General features: G+C 71.4%; 12 protein-coding genes. 4 read left to right on the top strand and 8 right to left on the bottom strand.

Translation table 11 applies throughout. The features are described 5' to 3' along the window. Positions 1 to 41 precede the first annotated feature (41 nt). From coaE to rpsA, 3 genes are all read right to left on the bottom strand, one after another. Entirely contained in the window at positions 42 to 677 is a 636-nt protein-coding gene (gene coaE / locus QQM39_RS34475) for a dephospho-CoA kinase (RefSeq protein ID WP_302001475.1), read from the bottom strand. Positions 678 to 734: 57 nt separating this feature from the next. Then, positions 735 to 1,673 carry a PAC2 family protein gene (locus QQM39_RS34470; RefSeq protein WP_302001474.1) on the bottom strand — a complete coding sequence of 313 codons (939 nt, stop codon included), beginning with the start codon at positions 1,671 to 1,673 and terminating at the stop codon, positions 735 to 737. Positions 1,674 to 1,945: 272 nt separating this feature from the next. After that, positions 1,946 to 3,445: a 30S ribosomal protein S1 gene (gene rpsA / locus QQM39_RS34465; protein WP_302001473.1), complete on the bottom strand. Its 1,500-nt coding sequence runs from the start codon at positions 3,443 to 3,445 to the stop codon at positions 1,946 to 1,948. Positions 3,446 to 3,822: 377 nt separating this feature from the next. On the opposite strand from rpsA, the gene QQM39_RS34460 reads away from it, so the two are divergent. Next, positions 3,823 to 4,659, top strand: a complete 837-nt coding sequence (locus tag QQM39_RS34460; RefSeq protein WP_302003833.1) for a class I SAM-dependent methyltransferase — start codon at positions 3,823 to 3,825, stop codon at positions 4,657 to 4,659. A 4-nt stretch (positions 4,660 to 4,663) separates the two neighbouring features. Then, a complete protein-coding gene (gene hrpB, locus QQM39_RS34455; protein ID WP_302001472.1) occupies positions 4,664 to 7,141 on the top strand; it encodes an ATP-dependent helicase HrpB in 2,478 nt (825 codons plus the stop codon). Here hrpB and QQM39_RS34450 read toward each other — a convergent pair. From QQM39_RS34450 to QQM39_RS34440, 3 genes are all read right to left on the bottom strand, one after another. Beyond that, a complete protein-coding gene (locus tag QQM39_RS34450) occupies positions 7,131 to 8,123 on the bottom strand; it encodes a DUF3068 domain-containing protein (protein ID WP_302001471.1) in 993 nt (330 codons plus the stop codon). The genes hrpB and QQM39_RS34450 overlap by 11 nt on opposite strands. A 25-nt stretch (positions 8,124 to 8,148) precedes the next feature. Next, the gene (locus QQM39_RS34445; protein WP_302003832.1) at positions 8,149 to 8,283 is read right to left on the bottom strand and encodes an SPW_0924 family protein; all 135 of its coding nucleotides are present in this window, start codon (positions 8,281 to 8,283) and stop codon (positions 8,149 to 8,151) included. A gap of 194 nt (positions 8,284 to 8,477) precedes the next feature. Beyond that, positions 8,478 to 10,208: a lytic transglycosylase domain-containing protein gene (locus tag QQM39_RS34440; RefSeq protein ID WP_302001470.1), complete on the bottom strand. Its 1,731-nt coding sequence runs from the start codon at positions 10,206 to 10,208 to the stop codon at positions 8,478 to 8,480. Between the two features lie 346 nt (positions 10,209 to 10,554). On the opposite strand from QQM39_RS34440, the gene QQM39_RS34435 reads away from it, so the two are divergent. Further along, complete coding sequence (locus tag QQM39_RS34435) at positions 10,555 to 11,439, top strand: DUF4184 family protein (protein WP_302001469.1); 885 nt, start codon at positions 10,555 to 10,557, stop codon at positions 11,437 to 11,439. Here QQM39_RS34435 and QQM39_RS34430 read toward each other — a convergent pair. Together QQM39_RS34430 and polA are read right to left on the bottom strand one after the other, a co-directional pair. Continuing rightward, positions 11,330 to 11,743, bottom strand: a complete 414-nt coding sequence (locus QQM39_RS34430) for a hypothetical protein (protein ID WP_302001468.1) — start codon at positions 11,741 to 11,743, stop codon at positions 11,330 to 11,332. The genes QQM39_RS34435 and QQM39_RS34430 overlap by 110 nt on opposite strands. A gap of 318 nt (positions 11,744 to 12,061) precedes the next feature. Beyond that, the gene (gene polA, locus QQM39_RS34425) at positions 12,062 to 14,788 is read right to left on the bottom strand and encodes a DNA polymerase I (protein ID WP_302001467.1); all 2,727 of its coding nucleotides are present in this window, start codon (positions 14,786 to 14,788) and stop codon (positions 12,062 to 12,064) included. A gap of 738 nt (positions 14,789 to 15,526) precedes the next feature. On the opposite strand from polA, the gene QQM39_RS34420 reads away from it, so the two are divergent. Continuing rightward, positions 15,527 to 17,824, top strand: coding sequence for an FdhF/YdeP family oxidoreductase (locus tag QQM39_RS34420; protein WP_302001466.1), 2,298 nt, complete (start codon positions 15,527 to 15,529; stop codon positions 17,822 to 17,824). Positions 17,825 to 17,864: the final 40 nt, after the last annotated feature.

Raw genomic sequence — 17,864 nt, 5'->3', positions numbered from 1 at the left:
CTTCCCTCGCTGGAGGACTTCAACGCGCGAACGACGTGCCCCTATTCCTGCGGCGACCGGGGCTGCCGGCTCCCCTGTGCCCCGTGGGCCCGGCGCACGAGCTCGTCCCATACGTCCTTCACACGCCGCTGAAGCTCCTCCAGCGGTACGTCGTTGTCGATGACGATGTCCGCGATCTCCCGGCGCTTCTCCCGCGTCGCCTGCGCGGCCATACGCGCGCGTGCGTCCTCCTCGGTCATGCCGCGCAGCCGGACGAGCCGGTCGAGCTGCGTCTCGGGACCGGCGTCGACGACGACCACGACGTCGTACAGCGGGGCGAGGCCGTTCTCCGTGAGGAGCGGGACGTCGTGGACGACGACGGCGTCCTCGGCGGCGGCCTCTTCGAGCTCGCGGGAGCGGGCGCCGACGAGGGGGTGCACGATCGAGTTCAGTACGGCGAGCCGCTCGGGGTCGGCGAAGACGATCGAGCCCAGCTTGGGCCGGTCCAGGCTGCCGTCCTCGGTGAGCACGTCCTCACCGAACGCCTCCACGACGGCGGCAAGGCCGGGCGTGCCGGGCGCGACCACCTCGCGTGCGATACGGTCCGCGTCGATCAGCACGGCCCCGCACTCGACGAGCAGCCGCGACACCTCGCTCTTACCGGCTCCGATGCCCCCGGTCAGGCCCACCTTCAGCATGACGGGAAGCCTAGACGCTCCGCTTGGGCAACGGTGCGGAAGGTGCGGGCCGGTCGATCAGTTCTCGCCCTCCCGCTCGGCCAGGAACCGCTCGAACTCCCGTCCGATCTCGTCGGCCGACGGGATGTCCACGGGCTCGGCGAGCATGTTGCCGCGGGTCTCGGCGCCGGCGATCGCGTCGTACTGATGCTCCAGGCCCTCGACGAGGTTGGTGAGCTCCTCGTCGCCTTCGCGGATCTGGCGGTCGATCTCGTTCTGCGTGCGGTGGGCCTCCGTGCGCAGGGTGTGCGCGATGCCCGGCAGGACCAGGCCGGTCGCCGCCGTGACGGCCTCCAGCACGGTCAGGGCCGCGTCCGGGTAGGCGGAGCGGGCGATGTAGTGCGGGACGTGCGCGGCGACACCCAGCACCTCGTGCCCGGCCTCCATGAGCCGGTACTCGATCAGGGACTCGGCGCTGCCGGGCACCTGCGCCTCGTCGAAGGGGCTGCGGTGGCCGGGGACGAGGTCGGTGCGGTTGCCGTGGGGAGTGATGCCGACCGGGCGGGTGTGCGGGACGCCCATGGGGATGCCGTGGAAGTTCACCGACAGGCGCACCCCGAGCCGCTCCACGATCTGCTGGACGGCCGCGGCGAAGCGCTCCCACTCCACGTCCGGCTCGGGCCCGGACAGCAGCAGGAAGGGCGCCCCGGTGGCGTCCTGGACGAGCCGCACCTCGATGGCGGGCACCTCGTACGCGGCCCAGCGGTCGCGCTTGAACGTCAGCAGCGGGCGCCGGGCGCGGTAGTCCACCAGTCGGTCGTGGTCGAAGCGGGCGACGAGCTGGTGGGGCAGCGAGTCCAGGAGGCCGTCGACGATCTGGTCGCCGGTCTCACCCGCGTCGATGTATCCGTCGAAGTGGTAGAGCATGACAAGGCCTGCCGAGTCCTGGGCAAGCGCCATGTCGACGACAGCCAGGCCCTTCGGCTCCCATGCGTACAAACCCTGCGGATCAAGCACTGTGACCGCTCCTCCTCGTGTTCGTACAGCACAACGCCCTTACGGGCGTTGGCATTCCCGAAAAGGAGGGGCGCATGATCTTGCCGGGGACGACAACTCCCCAGGGGCGCGGGGCTGTATCGATATGCGGCTCCGCCGCGTGGGCGCGACAAGCCCCCACCGGCCGGCAGCCGAAACGCGACCCGCCCCGCCCCGCCCCAGGGCAACGCCAAGGGGCCGCACCTCGAAAGGTACGGCCCCTCAGTTACCGGCTAAGCCTCAGCGGCCGGCGTTCAGCTCTGACCACCGGCCAGCTTCTCGCGGAGCGCGGCCAGCGCCTCGTCCGAGGCCAGCGCGCCGGAGGTGTCCGCACCCTCGGAGGAGTACGAACCGCCACCACCCGCGGCCGGAGCCGCGCCCGCGGCGTCGCCGCCCTCGGCCGCAGCAGCGGCGTCGGCCTCGCGGGACTTGATGACCTGCTGCTGGTGCTGCTCGAAGCGGGTCTGCGCCTCGGCGTACTGGTGCTCCCACGCCTCGCGCTGGGTCTCGTAGCCCTCGAGCCAGTCGTTGGTCTCGGGGTCGAAGCCCTCGGGGTAGATGTAGTTGCCCTGGTCGTCGTACGACGCGGCCATGCCGTACAGGGTCGGGTCGAACTCGACCGTGGCCGGGTCGGCACCGAAGGCCTCGTTGGCCTGCTTCAGCGAGAGGCTGATGCGGCGGCGCTCGAGGTCGATGTCGATGACCTTGACGAAGATCTCGTCGTTGACCTGGACGACCTGCTCCGGGATCTCCACGTGGCGCTCGGCCAGCTCGGAGATGTGGACCAGACCCTCGATGCCCTCGTCCACGCGGACGAACGCACCGAACGGAACCAGCTTCGTGACCTTGCCGGGCACGACCTGGCCGATCTGGTGGGTCCGGGCGAACTGCTGCCACGGGTCTTCCTGCGTCGCCTTCAGCGACAGGGAGACACGCTCGCGGTCCATGTCGACGTCGAGAACCTCGACGGTGACTTCCTGGCCGACCTCGACAACCTCGGACGGGTGGTCGATGTGCTTCCAGGAGAGCTCGGAGACGTGGACCAGACCGTCGACGCCACCCAGGTCCACGAAGGCACCGAAGTTGACGATCGAGGAGACGACGCCGGAACGGACCTGACCCTTCTGGAGGGTGGTGAGGAACGTCTGGCGGACCTCGGACTGGGTCTGCTCGAGCCAGGCGCGGCGGGACAGGACCACGTTGTTGCGGTTCTTGTCCAGCTCGATGATCTTCGCCTCGAGCTCCTTGCCCACGTAGGGCTGGAGGTCGCGAACGCGGCGCATCTCGACCAGGGAGGCCGGGAGGAAGCCACGGAGGCCGATGTCGAGGATGAGACCACCCTTGACGACCTCGATGACGGTACCGGTGACGATCCCGTCCTCTTCCTTGATCTTCTCGATGGTGCCCCAGGCACGCTCGTACTGGGCGCGCTTCTTCGAGAGGATCAGGCGGCCTTCCTTGTCCTCCTTCTGGAGAACAAGGGCCTCGATCTCGTCACCGACGGCGACGACCTCGTTGGGGTCGACGTCGTGCTTGATCGAGAGCTCGCGGCTCGGGATAACGCCTTCGGTCTTGTAACCGATGTCGAGCAGGACCTCGTCCCGGTCGACCTTCACGATGACGCCGTCGACGATGTCGCCGTCGTTGAAGTACTTGATCGTCTCGTCGATCGCGGCGAGGAAGGCTTCCTCGTTACCGATGTCGTTGACCGCTACCTGCGGGGTGGTTGCGGTGGTCTCGGTGCTGCTCGTCATGTGGGAAAGGGCTCCGGTACGGACATTGAAGTCGTAGGTACTGCTTACGCCGGGAGCCCGTTTCGCTCTGAAGAAGCCGGACAGCCAAGGAAGCGCCTCACCAACGCTGGTGATGCGCCTCGACAACCGAGGGGACATACAACAGATGCGAGCGCAGCCTGCTACGTCTGAGGTGCGCAGGCCCGCAGCGCAACTTGTAGCATACGGGGGCAGCCGGGCAGGGTCAATGCGCGAAGCCGCACACCCGGGGCGGATCGCCGCATACCCGGCACAAAACCTGTCGCTTGAGGCCACGCAGGCCTTGGAGCGCCTCTTGCGTGACACCACCGGGAGGGGCCGCGCCATTCGGGTGACGGAAGAGTACGACGAGGGAGCCGATCATCCAAGAGCCCGTATCGCCCGAGACCGCGTCCGACACCTCCGTCGAAGCGGAGGCCACCCGGCGCGACGCCGATGTCGCGGAGAGTTCCCGGGCCAACCGGGGCTGGTGGGACCGCAACGCCGACGAGTACCAGATCGAGCACGGCACGTTCCTCGGCGACGACCGCTTCGTGTGGGGCCCCGAGGGCCTGGACGAGGTGGAGGCCGAGCTGCTCGGCCCGCCGGAGGACCTCAAGGGCAAGGACGTCCTGGAGATCGGCGCCGGAGCGGCCCAGTGCTCGCGCTGGCTGGCCGCGCAGGGGGCCCGCCCGGTCGCCCTGGACCTCTCCCACCGCCAGCTGCAGCACGCCCTGCGCATCGGCGGCGCGTTCCCCCTGGTCTGCGCCGACGCGGGCGCCCTTCCCTTCGCCGACGGCTCCTTCGACCTGGCCTGCTCGGCGTACGGGGCGCTGCCGTTCGTCGCCGACCCGGTGCTGGTGCTGCGGGAAGTGCGGCGGGTGCTGCGGCCGGGCGGACGCTTCGTCTTCTCCGTCACCCACCCCATCCGCTGGGCCTTCCCCGACGAGCCGGGTCCCGAGGGCCTGTCCGTCGCCGCGTCCTACTTCGACCGCACGCCGTACGTGGAGCAGGACGACGAGGGCCGAGCGGTGTACGTCGAGCATCACCGCACGGTCGGCGACCGGGTGCGGGACGTCGTGGCGGCGGGCTTCCGGCTGGTGGACCTGGTGGAGCCGGAGTGGCCGGCCTGGAACTCCTCGGAGTGGGGCGGCTGGTCGCCCCTGCGCGGGAACCTGATCCCGGGGACGGCCATCTTCGTGTGCGTACGAGACTGAGAGCGTGATCCGTTACGACGCCCTGGACGCGCTGCCCGTACGCGGTGCCCTGCCCGGCCTGACCGACGCCCTGGACGGGCACGGCACCGCGGTGCTCGTCGCGCCGCCCGGCACCGGCAAGACCACCCTGGTGCCACTGGCCCTGGCGGGGCTGCTCGGCGAGGGGCCGGCGCGGCGGGTCGTCGTCGCCGAGCCGCGGCGGATCGCGGCCCGGGCCGCCGCGCGGCGGATGGCGTGGCTGCTGGGCGAGAAGGTCGGCGCGAACGTCGGGTACACCGTGCGCGGGGAGCGGGTCGTCGGACGGCACGCGCGCGTGGAGGTCGTCACGACCGGTGTGCTGCTCCAGCGGCTGCAGCGCGACCAGGAGCTCGCGGGCGTGGACGTGGTGGTGCTCGACGAGTGCCACGAGCGGCATCTGGACGCGGACACGGTGGCGGCGTTCCTGTGGGACGTACGGCAGACGCTGCGGCCGGAGCTGCGGCTGCTGGCCGCGTCGGCGACGACGGACGCGCAGGGGTGGGCGCGGCTGCTGGGTGACGCGCCGGTGGTCGAGGCGGAGGGCGTGTCGCATCCCGTGGAGCTGGTCTGGGCGCCGCCGACGCGTCCGGTACGGCCGCCGCACGGCATGCGGGTCGACCCGGCGCTGCTGGCGCACGTGGCGTCGGTGGTGCGGCGGGCGCTCGCCGAGCGGGCCGGGGATGTGCTGTGTTTCCTGCCGGGCGTGGGCGAGATCGCGCGGGTCGCCGGGCAGCTGGGCGACCTCGGGGACGTCGAGGTGCTCCAGGTGCACGGGCGGGCTCCGGCGGCCGTGCAGGACGCGGTGCTGGCGGGCGGGGAGCGGCGCCGGGTGGTGCTGGCGACGGCCGTGGCGGAGTCGTCGCTGACGGTTCCCGGTGTGCGGGTCGTCGTCGACTCGGGGCTGGCGCGGGAGCCTCGCGTCGACCACGCGCGCGGGCTGAGCGCCCTGACGACGGTACGGGCCTCGCAGGCGGCCGGGCGGCAGCGGGCGGGGCGGGCCGGGCGCGAGGCGCCGGGGGCGGTGTACCGCTGCTGGGCGGAGGCCGAGGACGCGCGGCTGCCGCGGTTCCCGTCGCCGGAGATCAAGGTGGCCGACCTGACGGCGTTCGCGTTGCAGGCGGCGTGCTGGGGTGATCCGGAGGCCGCCGGGCTGGCCTTGCTGGATCCGCCGCCGGGTGGGGCGATGGCGGCGGCGAGGAGCGTACTGACGGCCATCGGGGCGGTGGAACGCGGCGGGCGCGCCACGGCTCGGGGCACTGAGCTGGCCCGGCTGGGGCTGCATCCCCGCTTGGGGAGGGCCCTGCTGGACACACCCGGTGCCGGTGCCGAGGTGGTCGCCCTGCTGAGCGAGGAGGCACCGAGGGAGTACGGGGACGATCTGGCTGCCGCTCTGCGCGCGGCTCGGCGAGGCGGTGACGCCTATGCGGGGCGGTGGCGTACGGAGGTGCGGCGGTTGCAGGCGGGCAGCGGCAGCGCGTCGGCGCACAGCGCGGACGACCGCACCGCGGGTCTCGTCGCCGCCCTCGCCTTCCCCGAGCGCGTTGCCAGAGCCGAGGGCGGTTCCTACCTCATGGTCTCCGGCACCCGCGCCGAACTCGCTGACGGCAGCCCCCTGCGCGGCGCCCCGTGGATCGCCGTGGCCGTCGCGGACCGGCCCGTCGGCAAGGGGCACGCACGCGTGCAGCTCGCCGCCGTGGTGGACGAGGACATGGCCCGGTCGGCGGCGGCCACCCTGTACTCCGCGAGCCAGGAGGTCCACTGGGCCGACGGGGATGTCGTCGCACGGCACGTGGAGCGGCTGGGGGCGATCGAGCTCGCGGCGCGGCCACTGCGCGACGCCGACCCCGCCCTCGTACGGGACGCGCTGCTCGAAGGCCTACGGCAGGAAGGGCTCGGCCTGTTGCGCTGGTCCCCCGACGCCGGCGTGCTGCGGCAGCGGCTCGCCTTTCTGTGTCTGCATCTCGGTGCGCCCTGGCCCGACGTCAGCGACGACGCGCTGCACGCGCGCGTGGACGAGTGGCTGGAGCCCGAGCTGAGCCGGGCCCGGCGGCGGGCCGACCTGGCGCGGATCGACGCCGGGGCGGCGCTGGCGCGGCTGCTGCCGTGGGCGTCCGGGGAGGCCGGGCGGCTCGACGAGCTGGCGCCGGAGCGGATCGCCGTACCCAGTGGGTCCAGAATCCGGATCGACTACGGCAACCCCGAACAGCCCGTCCTGGCCGTGAAGGTGCAGGAGATGTTCGGGCTGCACGAGTCGCCCTCCGTCGCCGGGGTGCCGCTGCTGGTCCATCTGCTCTCCCCCGCCGGGCGTCCCGCGGCTGTCACCGCCGACCTCGCCTCCTTCTGGAAGGACGGCTACAAGGGCGTACGGGCGGAGCTGCGCGGCCGTTATCCGAAGCATCCGTGGCCCGAGGATCCCGCCACCGCCGAGCCGACCCGGCACACCAACGCCCGGCTCAGGCGCTGACCGGTTCCGGGTCGGTGTTCCTCGTCGGCTCCGGGCCGCCGGGGCGGCGGCCGCGTGCCTCCAGGTAGAGGGAGAGCGACAGGAGCAGGAGCCCCAGGATCAGGAAGCCCCAGGGGAGATACGACGTCATCAGCAGGACCAGCGTGCGGTTGGACTTGACCAGGTCCACCGTGTGGTCGATGTAGTCCTCGCGCATCTTCACGTGGCCCGCGAACGCCGTCACCTTCTCGCGGCCGCCGAGCAGGGTGCCGCCGCGCAGTTCCTCCTTGTGGATCTCCTCGCCGTAGACGGGGGCGCCGGTGAGGGGTTCGACCCAGAACTTGCGGACCGTGGTGTACCAGCGGGTCGTGCCGGTCTTGGCCACTGACTCCGGGGTGATGCCCTCGACCGGCATGGTCCTGGGGAACCTCACCTTGGTCCACGGGATGGTCTGCTCGAAGTAGTAGACGTCGACGCCGCGGAAGGTCTGGGTGCCCTTGTAGTGGATGGGGGCCGTCACGCGCGCCTGTGCGTCGAAGTACTCGTAGTCCCGTTTCTCCGTCAGGAAGGGCCACTTGAACTCGATGCCCTGCCGCTTCACCGGGTCGCCGTCGACCATCTCTCCGGTGGCGTGGACGGGTTCCTGGGTGTGGGCGTCGAAGATGTAGCGCTCGGGGATCTTGGAGACCATCTTGCCGTCGGGGCCGACGACATAGGACAGGCCGTCCCAGACGACGACGTCCTTCCCGGCCGTTCTCTCGATCTTCTCCGAGGCTTCGACGTTGCCCTTCAGCGTCTGCACGATGGTGACCTTGGAGACCTTGCGGGCCTTCATCGTGCCGTAGTCGAGGAGGGTCGCGTCCTTCGCCTCCAGGACCATGTCCTGGTACTGGTTCGCCGGGATCTTGGCCAGGCGAGGGAAGGCGTACCAGCGCACCAGTGGGGACAGTGCCGCGAAGAACACGGCGAGGGCGAGCAGGATCAGGCCGGCCTTGCGGCGCATCTCGGCCTCCCTCCCAGGCGGGCGGTCACGGGTGTGCGGGCACCGTTGTCAGCAGCGGCTTCGGGGACGTCTTGCCGGTCGGTGCGCCCATGGCCGTGATGGCGAGGACCAGGGCGAGCGCGACGGTGAGACCGGTCGCGGCGGCGATCAGGGCGCGCATACGGGCCTCCCGGAACCCCGGAGCGGGATGTATCTGATACATCGTCAGGTTCGGCACCGTAGCAACGGGCGGGCGAGATGAGAACACGTTGCACAGCGAACGAGTTGTGCCGACGGCCGCGGACGGCCGTGGACGGACGAAGGGCGCCCAGTCCGCCGTAGCGGAAGGGCGCCCTTCGTCGGGTCATGCGGTGCTTACGCGGTCGGGCTCGCCGACGCCGACGGGGAGCCGGACGTCGACTCCGAGGGGGTCGGGGTGGGCGACGTCTCGGCCGCCGCCACCTTCAGCTCGACGGTCAGGGTCGCGCCGCCCGCGGTGTTGATGCGGAGCAGGAACGTGCCGGTGGTGTCGTCGGCGTACAGCTTCGGCAGCTTGAGCAGGCCGTTCGCGTCCGTCGTCAGGCCGGTCAGGGTGCGTACGGTCCTGCCGTCGGCGTCCTTGAAGTAGGGGCCCTTGTCGTTCTCGGTCGGGTCGTCGGCCGACTTGATGAGCGTGGCGGTGGCCGCGACCTTGTCCGCGACGGCGCCCTTGTAGGTCGCCCTCACCTCGACCTGGTCGGTGAACTCGCCGCCCGGGGTGCAGGTCAGCGCGGTGTCGCTGGTGCGGGTCAGGGTGTCGGCGGCGCGCTCGGTGACGGTGGCCGTGTAGTCCAGGCCGGGGATCGAACGGCCGACGAGGGTGGCGCGGACGACGAACTCGCCCGTGTCCTCGCCCGCCCGGAGGGCCGGCGCGACCGCCTCACCGGCGCTGTTGGTCACGACGGCCGCGTACTTCTCGCCGCCGGTGAAGGTGGCGTCGGTCCGGCCGACGATCGTGAAACGGACCCGGACCTTGGCGACGCCCTTGCCGGCCTCGGTCTCGGCGCGGGCGCTGATCTTCTCGGTGAAGGTGTCGCCCGCCATCGCGGTGAGCTTCGCGGTGCCCGCGTCCTGAAGGTGGTCCACCGTGTCGGTGGGGGTGGGGGGCGTGGTGCTCGGCGGGGTGGTGGCCGGCGGGGTCGGCTTCGGGCTCGTGGAGCCGCCGGGCTTGGGGCTCGTCGGCGTCGTGGGCGTCGTCGGCGTGGTGGGGGTCGTGGGCGTGGGGCTGGCGCCGGCCGTGTCGTCGCTGCGGTCGGACGGGAGGGTGCCGGTGCCGTCCGGGATCTCGTGCGTGCCCTTGCGGTAGTACTCCAGCCACTTCAGGACCAGGTTCAGGTAGTCCTGCGAGTTGTTGTAGCTGAGGATCGCGCTGCTGAGGTCGCTCCGGGTGGACAGGTCCCAGCCGAAGCGGCACAGGTAGTGGCCGGCGGCGAGCGCGGCGTCGTAGACGTTGTTGGGGTCCTTCCTGCCGTCGCCGTTGCCGTCGCGGCCGGCCCACTCCCAGGTGGAGGGGATGAACTGCATGGGGCCGACGGCACGGTCGTACGAGGCGTCCCCGTCGTAGGCGCCGTTGTCGGTGTCGCTGATGTTCGCGAAGCCGTTGCCGTTGAGCTGCGGGCCGAGGATCGGGGTGATCGTGGTGCCGTTCGCGTCGACGCGGCCGCCGCGGGCCTGGCCGGACTCGACCTTGCCGATGGCGGCGAGAAGCTGCCATTCCAGGTTGCAGCCGGGCTTGGCGTCCTGGAGCGCGGTCGCGGCCTTCTTGTACGCGTCGAGGACGGTCGCGGGGATGCCCGCCTCGGAGGCGCCCGGGGTGACGGGGGTGCTGGGCGAGGGCGAGGGATTGGGGCTGTTGAGCGGCGGCAGGTCCGTGTAGTACGGCGAGTTGCCGGTCGCGCTGTCCTCGGCGGGCGTGTCCGCCGAGGGCTGGGTTCCGGTGGTGACCCTTCTGCCGGCGTCGTCGGTCGTCACTCCGGGAGCCTGGGACGCGGCCAGTGCCGCGACCACGACCGCGGCCACCGTGGTGTTCACCGCCCCCTTGCGCAGCCTGCCGAATTCCGCCGCCATAGAGCGAACCCCTCCCGTGGACGCCCGAGCGCCCGTCTCTGTCTGCCGGGCCCGCCATGCCGGGCCCGCCCCTGTTGTGACGATCGACTCGCCGCGACAGTTGCCCCCGCGGCGCGATTTCATGCGCCGTTCGCGCGTTCGACCGCACGCCCCGGCACGGTGGCCCAGGCGACCCTACGACAACTTCCTTTGCACGGGCACCCGTTGGCGCCCGATTTTTACCAGTTGGGCGCCTGCCGTCCGCCTGTCGGACGTCCCGCATACTGGCCGTCGTACGTCCCTGACACCGGCTTCGCCGACGACCGGGGCGGACCTGCCCCGTCAACCTCCCGCGCAAGGAGCCCCGTTGCCGTTCACGCTGAGCCATGCGGCGGCCGTACTGCCCGCCGTACGCACCGACGGAACCGGCCGCGCCACGCTCGTACCGGCCGTGTTGGTGGCGGGCTCCTTCTCGCCCGACATGACCTATTACGCGGCGAGTGTCCTGTCCGGGGCTATGGAGTTCGGCGATGTCACACACTCGTTCGCGGGTGTGTTCACCATCGACGTGGTGATCGCCTGGGTGCTGGTGGGTCTGTGGCTGCTGCTGCGCGAGCCGCTGGTGGCGCTGCTGCCGGTGCGTCGACAGGCGCGGGTGGCCACGCTGTTGCGCTGCGGGGCGTCACGCGCGCGTGTAGGGCCGTCGCTGGCGCTGCGCTGGTACGTATCGGCCGCGCTCGGCGCGCTGACGCATGTCGTGTGGGACGCGTTCACGCATCTCGACCGCTGGGGGATGCGGCTGTTTCCCGTCCTGGGCGAGGAGATCGCGGGCTCGCCGCTGTACTGGTATCTGCAGTACGGCGGTTCGGCTCTCGCCGCGGTCGTCATCGCCGCGTTCGTGTTCGTGGCGCTACGGCGGACGCCCGCGGCCGCGCCGGTCGGGGTGCCGGTGCTTTCGGTACGGGACCGGTGGTTGGCCGGGGCAGTGATCGGCGGGATCGCCGCGGTGGCCGCGGTCCAGCGGGCGTCGCGCTGGTGGGACTATTGGGGTTCGACCGCGAAGTACTGGGAGCTGATTCCGACGGTGTGCTTCGGCGCGGGCGCGGGGCTCGTCCTGGGGCTGCTGCTGTACGCGGTGGGCGTCAGGGTGTGGCGTCCGGTCCCGGGCCCTGGTCCTGGCCCTGGTCCTGGCCCTGGCAGCGCGGGTGCGGATGAGGCCGGTAAGGAGCCGAGCCGTCCGGTGGCTCGGTGAGGGTGCCGACGGGCGCGATGAACACGGTGACGGTCCCTGCGGGGCGGGACCGTGGGAGCAGCGTGAGGGCGAGGGCCAGGTAGCTGCGGGTGAGCTCGGCCCATCCTTGTGCCCGGTGGGCGAGGCCGCGGCGGGCGATCGTCGCCGTGTTCCGCAGGGTGCTCATCAGGTCGGCGGGGATGCGGGCGGTGCTTGCGCCGGGGGCGAAGGGTGGCAGCGACGGCTGCGCTTCGGACGGGGCCTTCTCGGCGTTCGCTTGCGCCGGTGCCGGGGCTGTCCGGCGGTGGAGCGTGCGTATACCCATGTCCGCATCCTTACGGGCGGCGGGTGTGGGGGGCGCTTTTGCGGGGGCCACGCGAGTGACGGGTCCCTCCGGGGGTGGGGCGGGGTCCCTTGCGTTTGCCGGGTGCGGTGATTCTCGGGACTGCGGGTTATGGGGGCTGAGCCCCTGAGCGTCTGCCTGGTTGCGGTGGTTTTGGGGCTATCGGTGGTCTGTGGCTGGTCGCGCAGTTCCCCGCGCCCCTAAGGGCGCGCTGCAGCGCCGCCCCTCCAGGACGCCACGGGATGCCGGGCCGGTTGGGAAAACTGGCCCGGCATCGAGGTGTGGCTCTGCCGTCGGAGGCTAGTGGGCTGCTGATTCCCAGTCGGGGCCCGCGCCTACCGAGACGCCCAGGGGGACGTTGAGGTGGACGGCGTCGGACATTTCGCGGCGGACCAGTTCTTCCGCGGCCTCGCGTTCGCCGGGGGCGATTTCCAGGACGATTTCGTCGTGGACCTGGAGGAGCATGCGGGAGGTGAGGTTCGCCTCGCGCAGGGCCCGGTCCACGTTGAGCATGGCGATCTTGACGATGTCCGCCGCCGTGCCCTGGATGGGGGCGTTGAGGGCCATGCGCTCGGCCGCCTCGCGGCGCTGGCGGTTGTCGCTGTTGAGGTCGGGGAGGTAGCGGCGGCGGCCGAAGAGCGTCGCCGTGTAGCCCGTCGCCCGTGCCTCGTCGACGGCGCGGCGCAGATAGTCCCGTACGCCGCCGAAGCGCTCGAAGTAGGCGTCCATCAGGGCGCGGGCCTCGCCCGCGTCGATGTTCAGCTGCTGGGAGAGGCCGAAGGCGGAGAGCCCGTAGGCGAGGCCGTACGACATCGCCTTGATCTTGCGGCGCATCTCCGCGTCCACCGCGGCCGGTTCCACCGCGAACACCTGCGAGGCGGCCGTGGTGTGCAGGTCCTCGCCCGAGGTGAACGCCTCGATCAGGCCCTCGTCCTCGGACAGGTGGGCCATCACGCGCAGTTCGATCTGGCTGTAGTCCGCGGTCATCAGGGACTCGAAGCCCTCTCCGACCACGAAGCCCCGGCGGATCGCCCTGCCCTCGTCCGTGCGGACCGGGATGTTCTGCAGGTTCGGGTCCGTGGAGGAGAGGCGGCCGGTCGCCGCGACCGTCTGGTTGAACGTCGTGTGGATACGGCCGTCCGTCGCGATCGTCTTGATCAGGCCCTCGACGGTGACGCGGAGCTTCGCCTGCTCGCGGTGGCGGAGCATGATGACCGGCAGTTCGTTGTCGGTCTGGGTGGCGAGCCAGGCCAGGGCGTCGGCGTCCGTGGTGTAGCCCGTCTTCGTCTTCTTCGTCTTGGGCAGGGCGAGCTCGCCGAAGAGGACCTCCTGGAGCTGCTTGGGCGAGCCCAGGTTGAACTCGTGCCCGGCCGCCGCGTGCGCCTCCTTCACGGCCTGCTGCACGGCGCCCGCGAACATCTGCTCCATGGCCTCCAGATGGGCCCGGTCGGCCGCGATGCCGTGCCGTTCCATGCGGGCCAGCAGGGCGGAGGTCGGCAGCTCCACGTCACGCAGGAGGTCCGCCGCGCCGACCTCCTGGAGCTTGGCCTCGAAGGCCTCGCCCAGGTCGAGGACGGCACGGGCCTGGATCATCAGCGCCTCGGCCTCGGCGCCGTCGTCCGCGCCGAAGGCCAGCTGGCCGTCGGCCGCTGCGGCGGGGGCCAGCTCGCGGTGGAGGTACTCCAGGGACAGCGCGTCCAGGGCGAAGGAGCGGCGGCCCGGCTTGACCAGGTAGGCGGCGAGCGCGGTGTCCATGCGCACGCCGGCGATGCTCCAGCCGTGCTCGGCGAAGACCCGCATCGCGCCCTTGGCGTTGTGGAAGACCTTCGGCTTGTCGGCGTCGGCCAGCCAGGCCGCGAACGCCTTCTCGTCGGTCTCGTCCAGCTCCGCCGGGTCGAACCAGCCGGCCGCGCCGTCGCCTGCCGCGAGCGCGACCTCGGCGACCGAGCCGGTGCCCAGCGCCCAGGTGTCGACGGTGGCCACGCCGAGCAGCTCGCCGCCGTGCTCCGCCAGCCAGGGGGCCAGGTCGCCGGTGCCGAGCACCGAGCCGTCCAGCTCCACGCCCTCGGTGGCGATCGGCGTGGTCTCGGCCTCCTCTGCTCCGGGGTCGACGCCGAAGAGCCGCTCGCGCAGGGAGGGGTTACGGATCTCCAGGGTGTCCAGGATCATCGCGACGGCCTTGCGGTCGTACGGCACGCGCGCGACGTCGGCGACGGTCTTGGGCAGCTCGACGTTGCGCTCCAGCTCGGTCAGCCGGCGGTTGAGCTTGACGGCCTCCAGGTGATCGCGGAGGTTCTGGCCGGCCTTGCCCTTGACCTCCTCGACGCGCTCGACCAGCTCGGCGAACGAGCCGAACTGGTTGATCCACTTCGCTGCGGTCTTCTCGCCGACGCCCGGGATGCCCGGCAGGTTGTCGGACGGGTCGCCGCGCAGGGCCGCGAAGTCGGGGTACTGGGCGGGCGTCAATCCGTACTTCTCGAAGACCTTCTCCGGGGTGAAGCGGGTCAGCTCGGAGACGCCCTTCGTCGGATACAGCACCGTGGTGTGCTCGCTGACCAGCTGGAAGGAGTCACGGTCGCCGGTGACGATCAGCACCTCGAAGCCGTCGGCCTCGGCCTGGGTGGCGAGGGTGGCGATCACGTCGTCGGCCTCGAAGCCGTCGATCGCGAACCGGGAGACGTGCATCGCGTCGAGCAGCTCGCCGATCAGCTCGACCTGGCCCTTGAACTCGTCCGGGGTCTTGGAGCGGTTCGCCTTGTACTCCGTGAACTCCGCGGAGCGCCAGGTCTTGCGGGACACGTCGAAGGCCACCGCGAAGTGGGTGGGCGCCTCGTCGCGCAGGGTGTTGGCCAGCATCGACGCGAACCCGTAGATCGCGTTCGTCGGCTGGCCCGTCGCGGTCGTGAAGTTCTCCGCGGGCAGCGCGAAGAACGCGCGGTAGGCCAGCGAGTGCCCATCCATGAGCATCAGGCGGGGCCGGCTGCCGCCGGGGTTGGTTTCGGTCTGCTTCGATGCTGTCTCTGCCACGCCCCCGATCCTGCCACGCCCCACTGACAGTCGGTCCCCACCGGGGGCCCCGGCCGGTCCGGCACAGCCGGGCTCCCACGTCGCGTTGATCGCCGTCGGGGCGGCGAGGATGCGCCGGGGGGAGCGGGGTCGGGTGGAGCAGCAGTGCCGGGGGCCACGGCAACGCAAGCGCCGAGGGCCGGCAACGCGGCGGGAGCGGGGCACGGGAGGGCCGGGAGGCGGCTGCTGGAAGGAAAGGAGCGGAGCGAGTCGCGGGGAGAAGGAGAGCGGCCGGGGGACGAAAAGGGGCGGCGCGGACAGGAAGCGGCGGCGGAGACGCGGGGGGCGGACGGCCGGGCGGGACGAGGCCTCCGGAACGCCCTCGGCAGGAACAGCAGTGGTGCGGGCGTAGGAGGCGACCGGACCCGAGCAGGCGGTGCGGGACAGCCCACGGAAGGCAGCAGGCAAGCCGCACAGCCGTCGGCAAGCCGGTCCCCCTCCGCGCACCTACTCCTGGTGCCCCGGCCACTCGCCTCCCCACAACCACTGACGCCTCCTCCGCCCCCCCTCCTCACAACCACCGCCCCCCTGCCCCCCGCTTCCCCCTCCGCACCCCCTCAGGCCCACCCCCCACGTTGTCAGTCCCCCGTGCGAGGATCGGAGACGTACCTCACACGTGTACACGGCCGGTGACCCGCAACAGTGCGGGTGTCGGCGACGCGTTCCCGTGGTGAACGAGAAGACTAGGGAGAGTGTGCGATGGCCACCAAGCCGCCCAAGGGTGATCCGGTTCAGGACGCGCCCCAGGTCGCGGAGCCGAAGCACGCGGCGGCGGGGCTGCCGGCCATCGGGCACACCTTGCGCATCGCGCAGCAGCAGATGGGCGTGAAGCGCACCGCGCTGACGTTGCTGCGGGTCAACCAGAAGGACGGCTTCGACTGCCCGGGGTGCGCGTGGCCGGAGCCGGAGCACCGGCACAAGGCGGAGTTCTGTGAGAACGGCGCGAAGGCGGTGGCCGAGGAGGCGACCCTGCGCCGGGTCACCCCGGAGTTCTTCGCCACGCACTCCGTCGCCGACCTCGCGACCAGGAGCGGTTACTGGCTGGGGCAGCAGGGGCGGCTCACCCACCCCATGTTTCTCGCCGAAGGGGGCACCCACTACGAGCCGGTGACCTGGGAGCGCGCCTTCGACATCATCGGCGAGGAGATCACTGCCCTCGGCTCCCCCGACGAGGCCGTCTTCTACACCTCCGGGCGCACCAGCAACGAGGCCGCGTTCCTCTACCAGCTCTTCGCGCGCGAACTCGGCACGAACAACCTGCCGGACTGCTCCAACATGTGCCACGAGTCGTCCGGGTCGGCGCTCTCCGAGACCATCGGCGTCGGCAAGGGCAGCGTCCTGCTCGAGGACCTCTACAAGGCCGACCTGATCATCGTCGCCGGGCAGAATCCGGGGACGAACCACCCGCGCATGCTCTCCGCCCTGGAGAAGGCCAAGGAGAACGGCGCGAAGATCGTCAGCGTCAACCCGCTCCCCGAGGCCGGTCTGGAGCGGTTCAAGAACCCGCAGACCCCCCAGGGCATGCTCAGGGGCGCCGCCCTCACCGACCTGTTCCTGCAGATCCGCATCGGCGGCGACCAGGCCCTCTTCCGCCTCCTCAACAAGCTGATCCTGGCTGAATCCGATAGCGCCTCCGGCTCGGGCGCGGTCGACGAGGAGTTCGTCCGCGAACACACCCACGGCTACGAGGAGTTCGCTGCGGCCGCCCGCGCGGCCGACTGGGACGAGACGCTGACGGCGACCGGCCTCACCCGGGCGGACATCGACGACGTCATGGCCATGGTCCTCGCCTCGCAGCGCACCATCGTGTGCTGGGCCATGGGCCTCACCCAGCACAAGCACTCCGTGCCGACCATCCGCGAGGTCGTCAACTTCCTTCTGCTGCGCGGCAACATCGGCCGCCCGGGCGCGGGCGTGTGCCCGGTGCGCGGTCACTCGAACGTGCAGGGCGACCGCACGATGGGCATCTTCGAGCGGCCCGCCCCGGCCTTCCTGGACGCCCTGGAGAAGGAGTTCGGCTTCACCCCGCCGCGTGAGCACGGCTACGACGTCGTGCGGGCCATCCGGGCGCTGCGCGACGGCGAGGCGAAGGTGTTCTTCGCGATGGGCGGCAACTTCGTGGCGGCCACGCCGGACACGGACGTCACCGAGGCGGCGATGCGGCGTGCCCGGCTGACCGTGCACGTGTCGACGAAGCTCAACCGCAGCCACGCCGTCACGGGCGCGCGTGCGCTGATCCTGCCGACGCTGGGCCGCACCGAGCGCGACCTCCAGGGCAGCGGTGAGCAGTTCGTGACGGTCGAGGACTCCATGGGCATGGTGCACGCCTCCCGCGGCCGTCTGGAGCCCGCGAGCGCGCATCTGCTGTCCGAGCCGGCGATCGTGTGCCGGCTCGCCCGCCGGGTCCTGGGTGAGGACAGCAGGGTCCCGTGGGAGGAGTTCGAGAAGGACTACGCGACGATCCGGGACCGGATCGCGCGCGTGATCCCCGGCTTCGAGGACTTCAACGCGCGCGTGGCCCGCCCCGGCGGCTTCACGCTCCCCCACGCCCCGCGCGACGAGCGCCGCTTCCCGACGGCGACGGGCAAGGCCAACTTCACGGCGGCTCCGGTCGAGTACCCGAAGGTGCCTCAGGGGCGGCTGCTGCTGCAGACCCTGCGCTCGCACGACCAGTACAACACCACGATCTACGGCCTCGACGACCGCTACCGGGGCATCAAGAACGGCCGCCGGGTCGTCATGATCAACCCCGAGGACGCGCAGCGACTGAACATCGCCGACGGCTCGTACGTCGATCTGGTGAGCGAGTGGAAGGACGGGGTCGAGCGGCGGGCGCCCGGCTTCCGGGTGGTGCTGTATCCGACGGCCCGGGGCTGCGCGGCCGCCTACTACCCGGAGACCAACGTCCTCGTGCCGCTGGACGCCACCGCGGACACCAGTAACACCCCGGCCAGCAAGTCCGTCGTCGTACGTCTGGAACAATCGGTGACCGACTGAGCGTTTGCTCAGTCGACCTGTAACGCGACTGTGCACGACG

This window comes from Streptomyces sp. DT2A-34, from assembly GCF_030499515.1.
Lineage (GTDB): Bacteria > Actinomycetota > Actinomycetes > Streptomycetales > Streptomycetaceae > Streptomyces.
The sequence above is the reverse complement of the archived record's forward strand: the minus strand, read 5'-3'. Positions and strand labels throughout refer to the sequence as shown.

Bases quoted from the DNA above. Each gene is read 5' to 3' on its own strand.
- coaE (WP_302001475.1), bottom strand. From the start codon at position 677: ATGCTGAAGGTGGGCCTGACCGGGGGCATCGGAGCCGGTAAGAGCGAG.
- rpsA (WP_302001473.1), bottom strand. From the start codon at position 3,445: ATGACGAGCAGCACCGAGACCACCGCAACCACCCCGCAGGTAGCGGTC.
- QQM39_RS34450 (WP_302001471.1), bottom strand. From the start codon at position 8,123: ATGCGCCGCAAGGCCGGCCTGATCCTGCTCGCCCTCGCCGTGTTCTTC.
- QQM39_RS34445 (WP_302003832.1), bottom strand. From the start codon at position 8,283: ATGCGCGCCCTGATCGCCGCCGCGACCGGTCTCACCGTCGCGCTCGCC.
- QQM39_RS34440 (WP_302001470.1), bottom strand. From the start codon at position 10,208: ATGGCGGCGGAATTCGGCAGGCTGCGCAAGGGGGCGGTGAACACCACG.
- QQM39_RS34430 (WP_302001468.1), bottom strand. From the start codon at position 11,743: ATGGGTATACGCACGCTCCACCGCCGGACAGCCCCGGCACCGGCGCAA.
- QQM39_RS34420 (WP_302001466.1), top strand. From the start codon at position 15,527: ATGGCCACCAAGCCGCCCAAGGGTGATCCGGTTCAGGACGCGCCCCAG.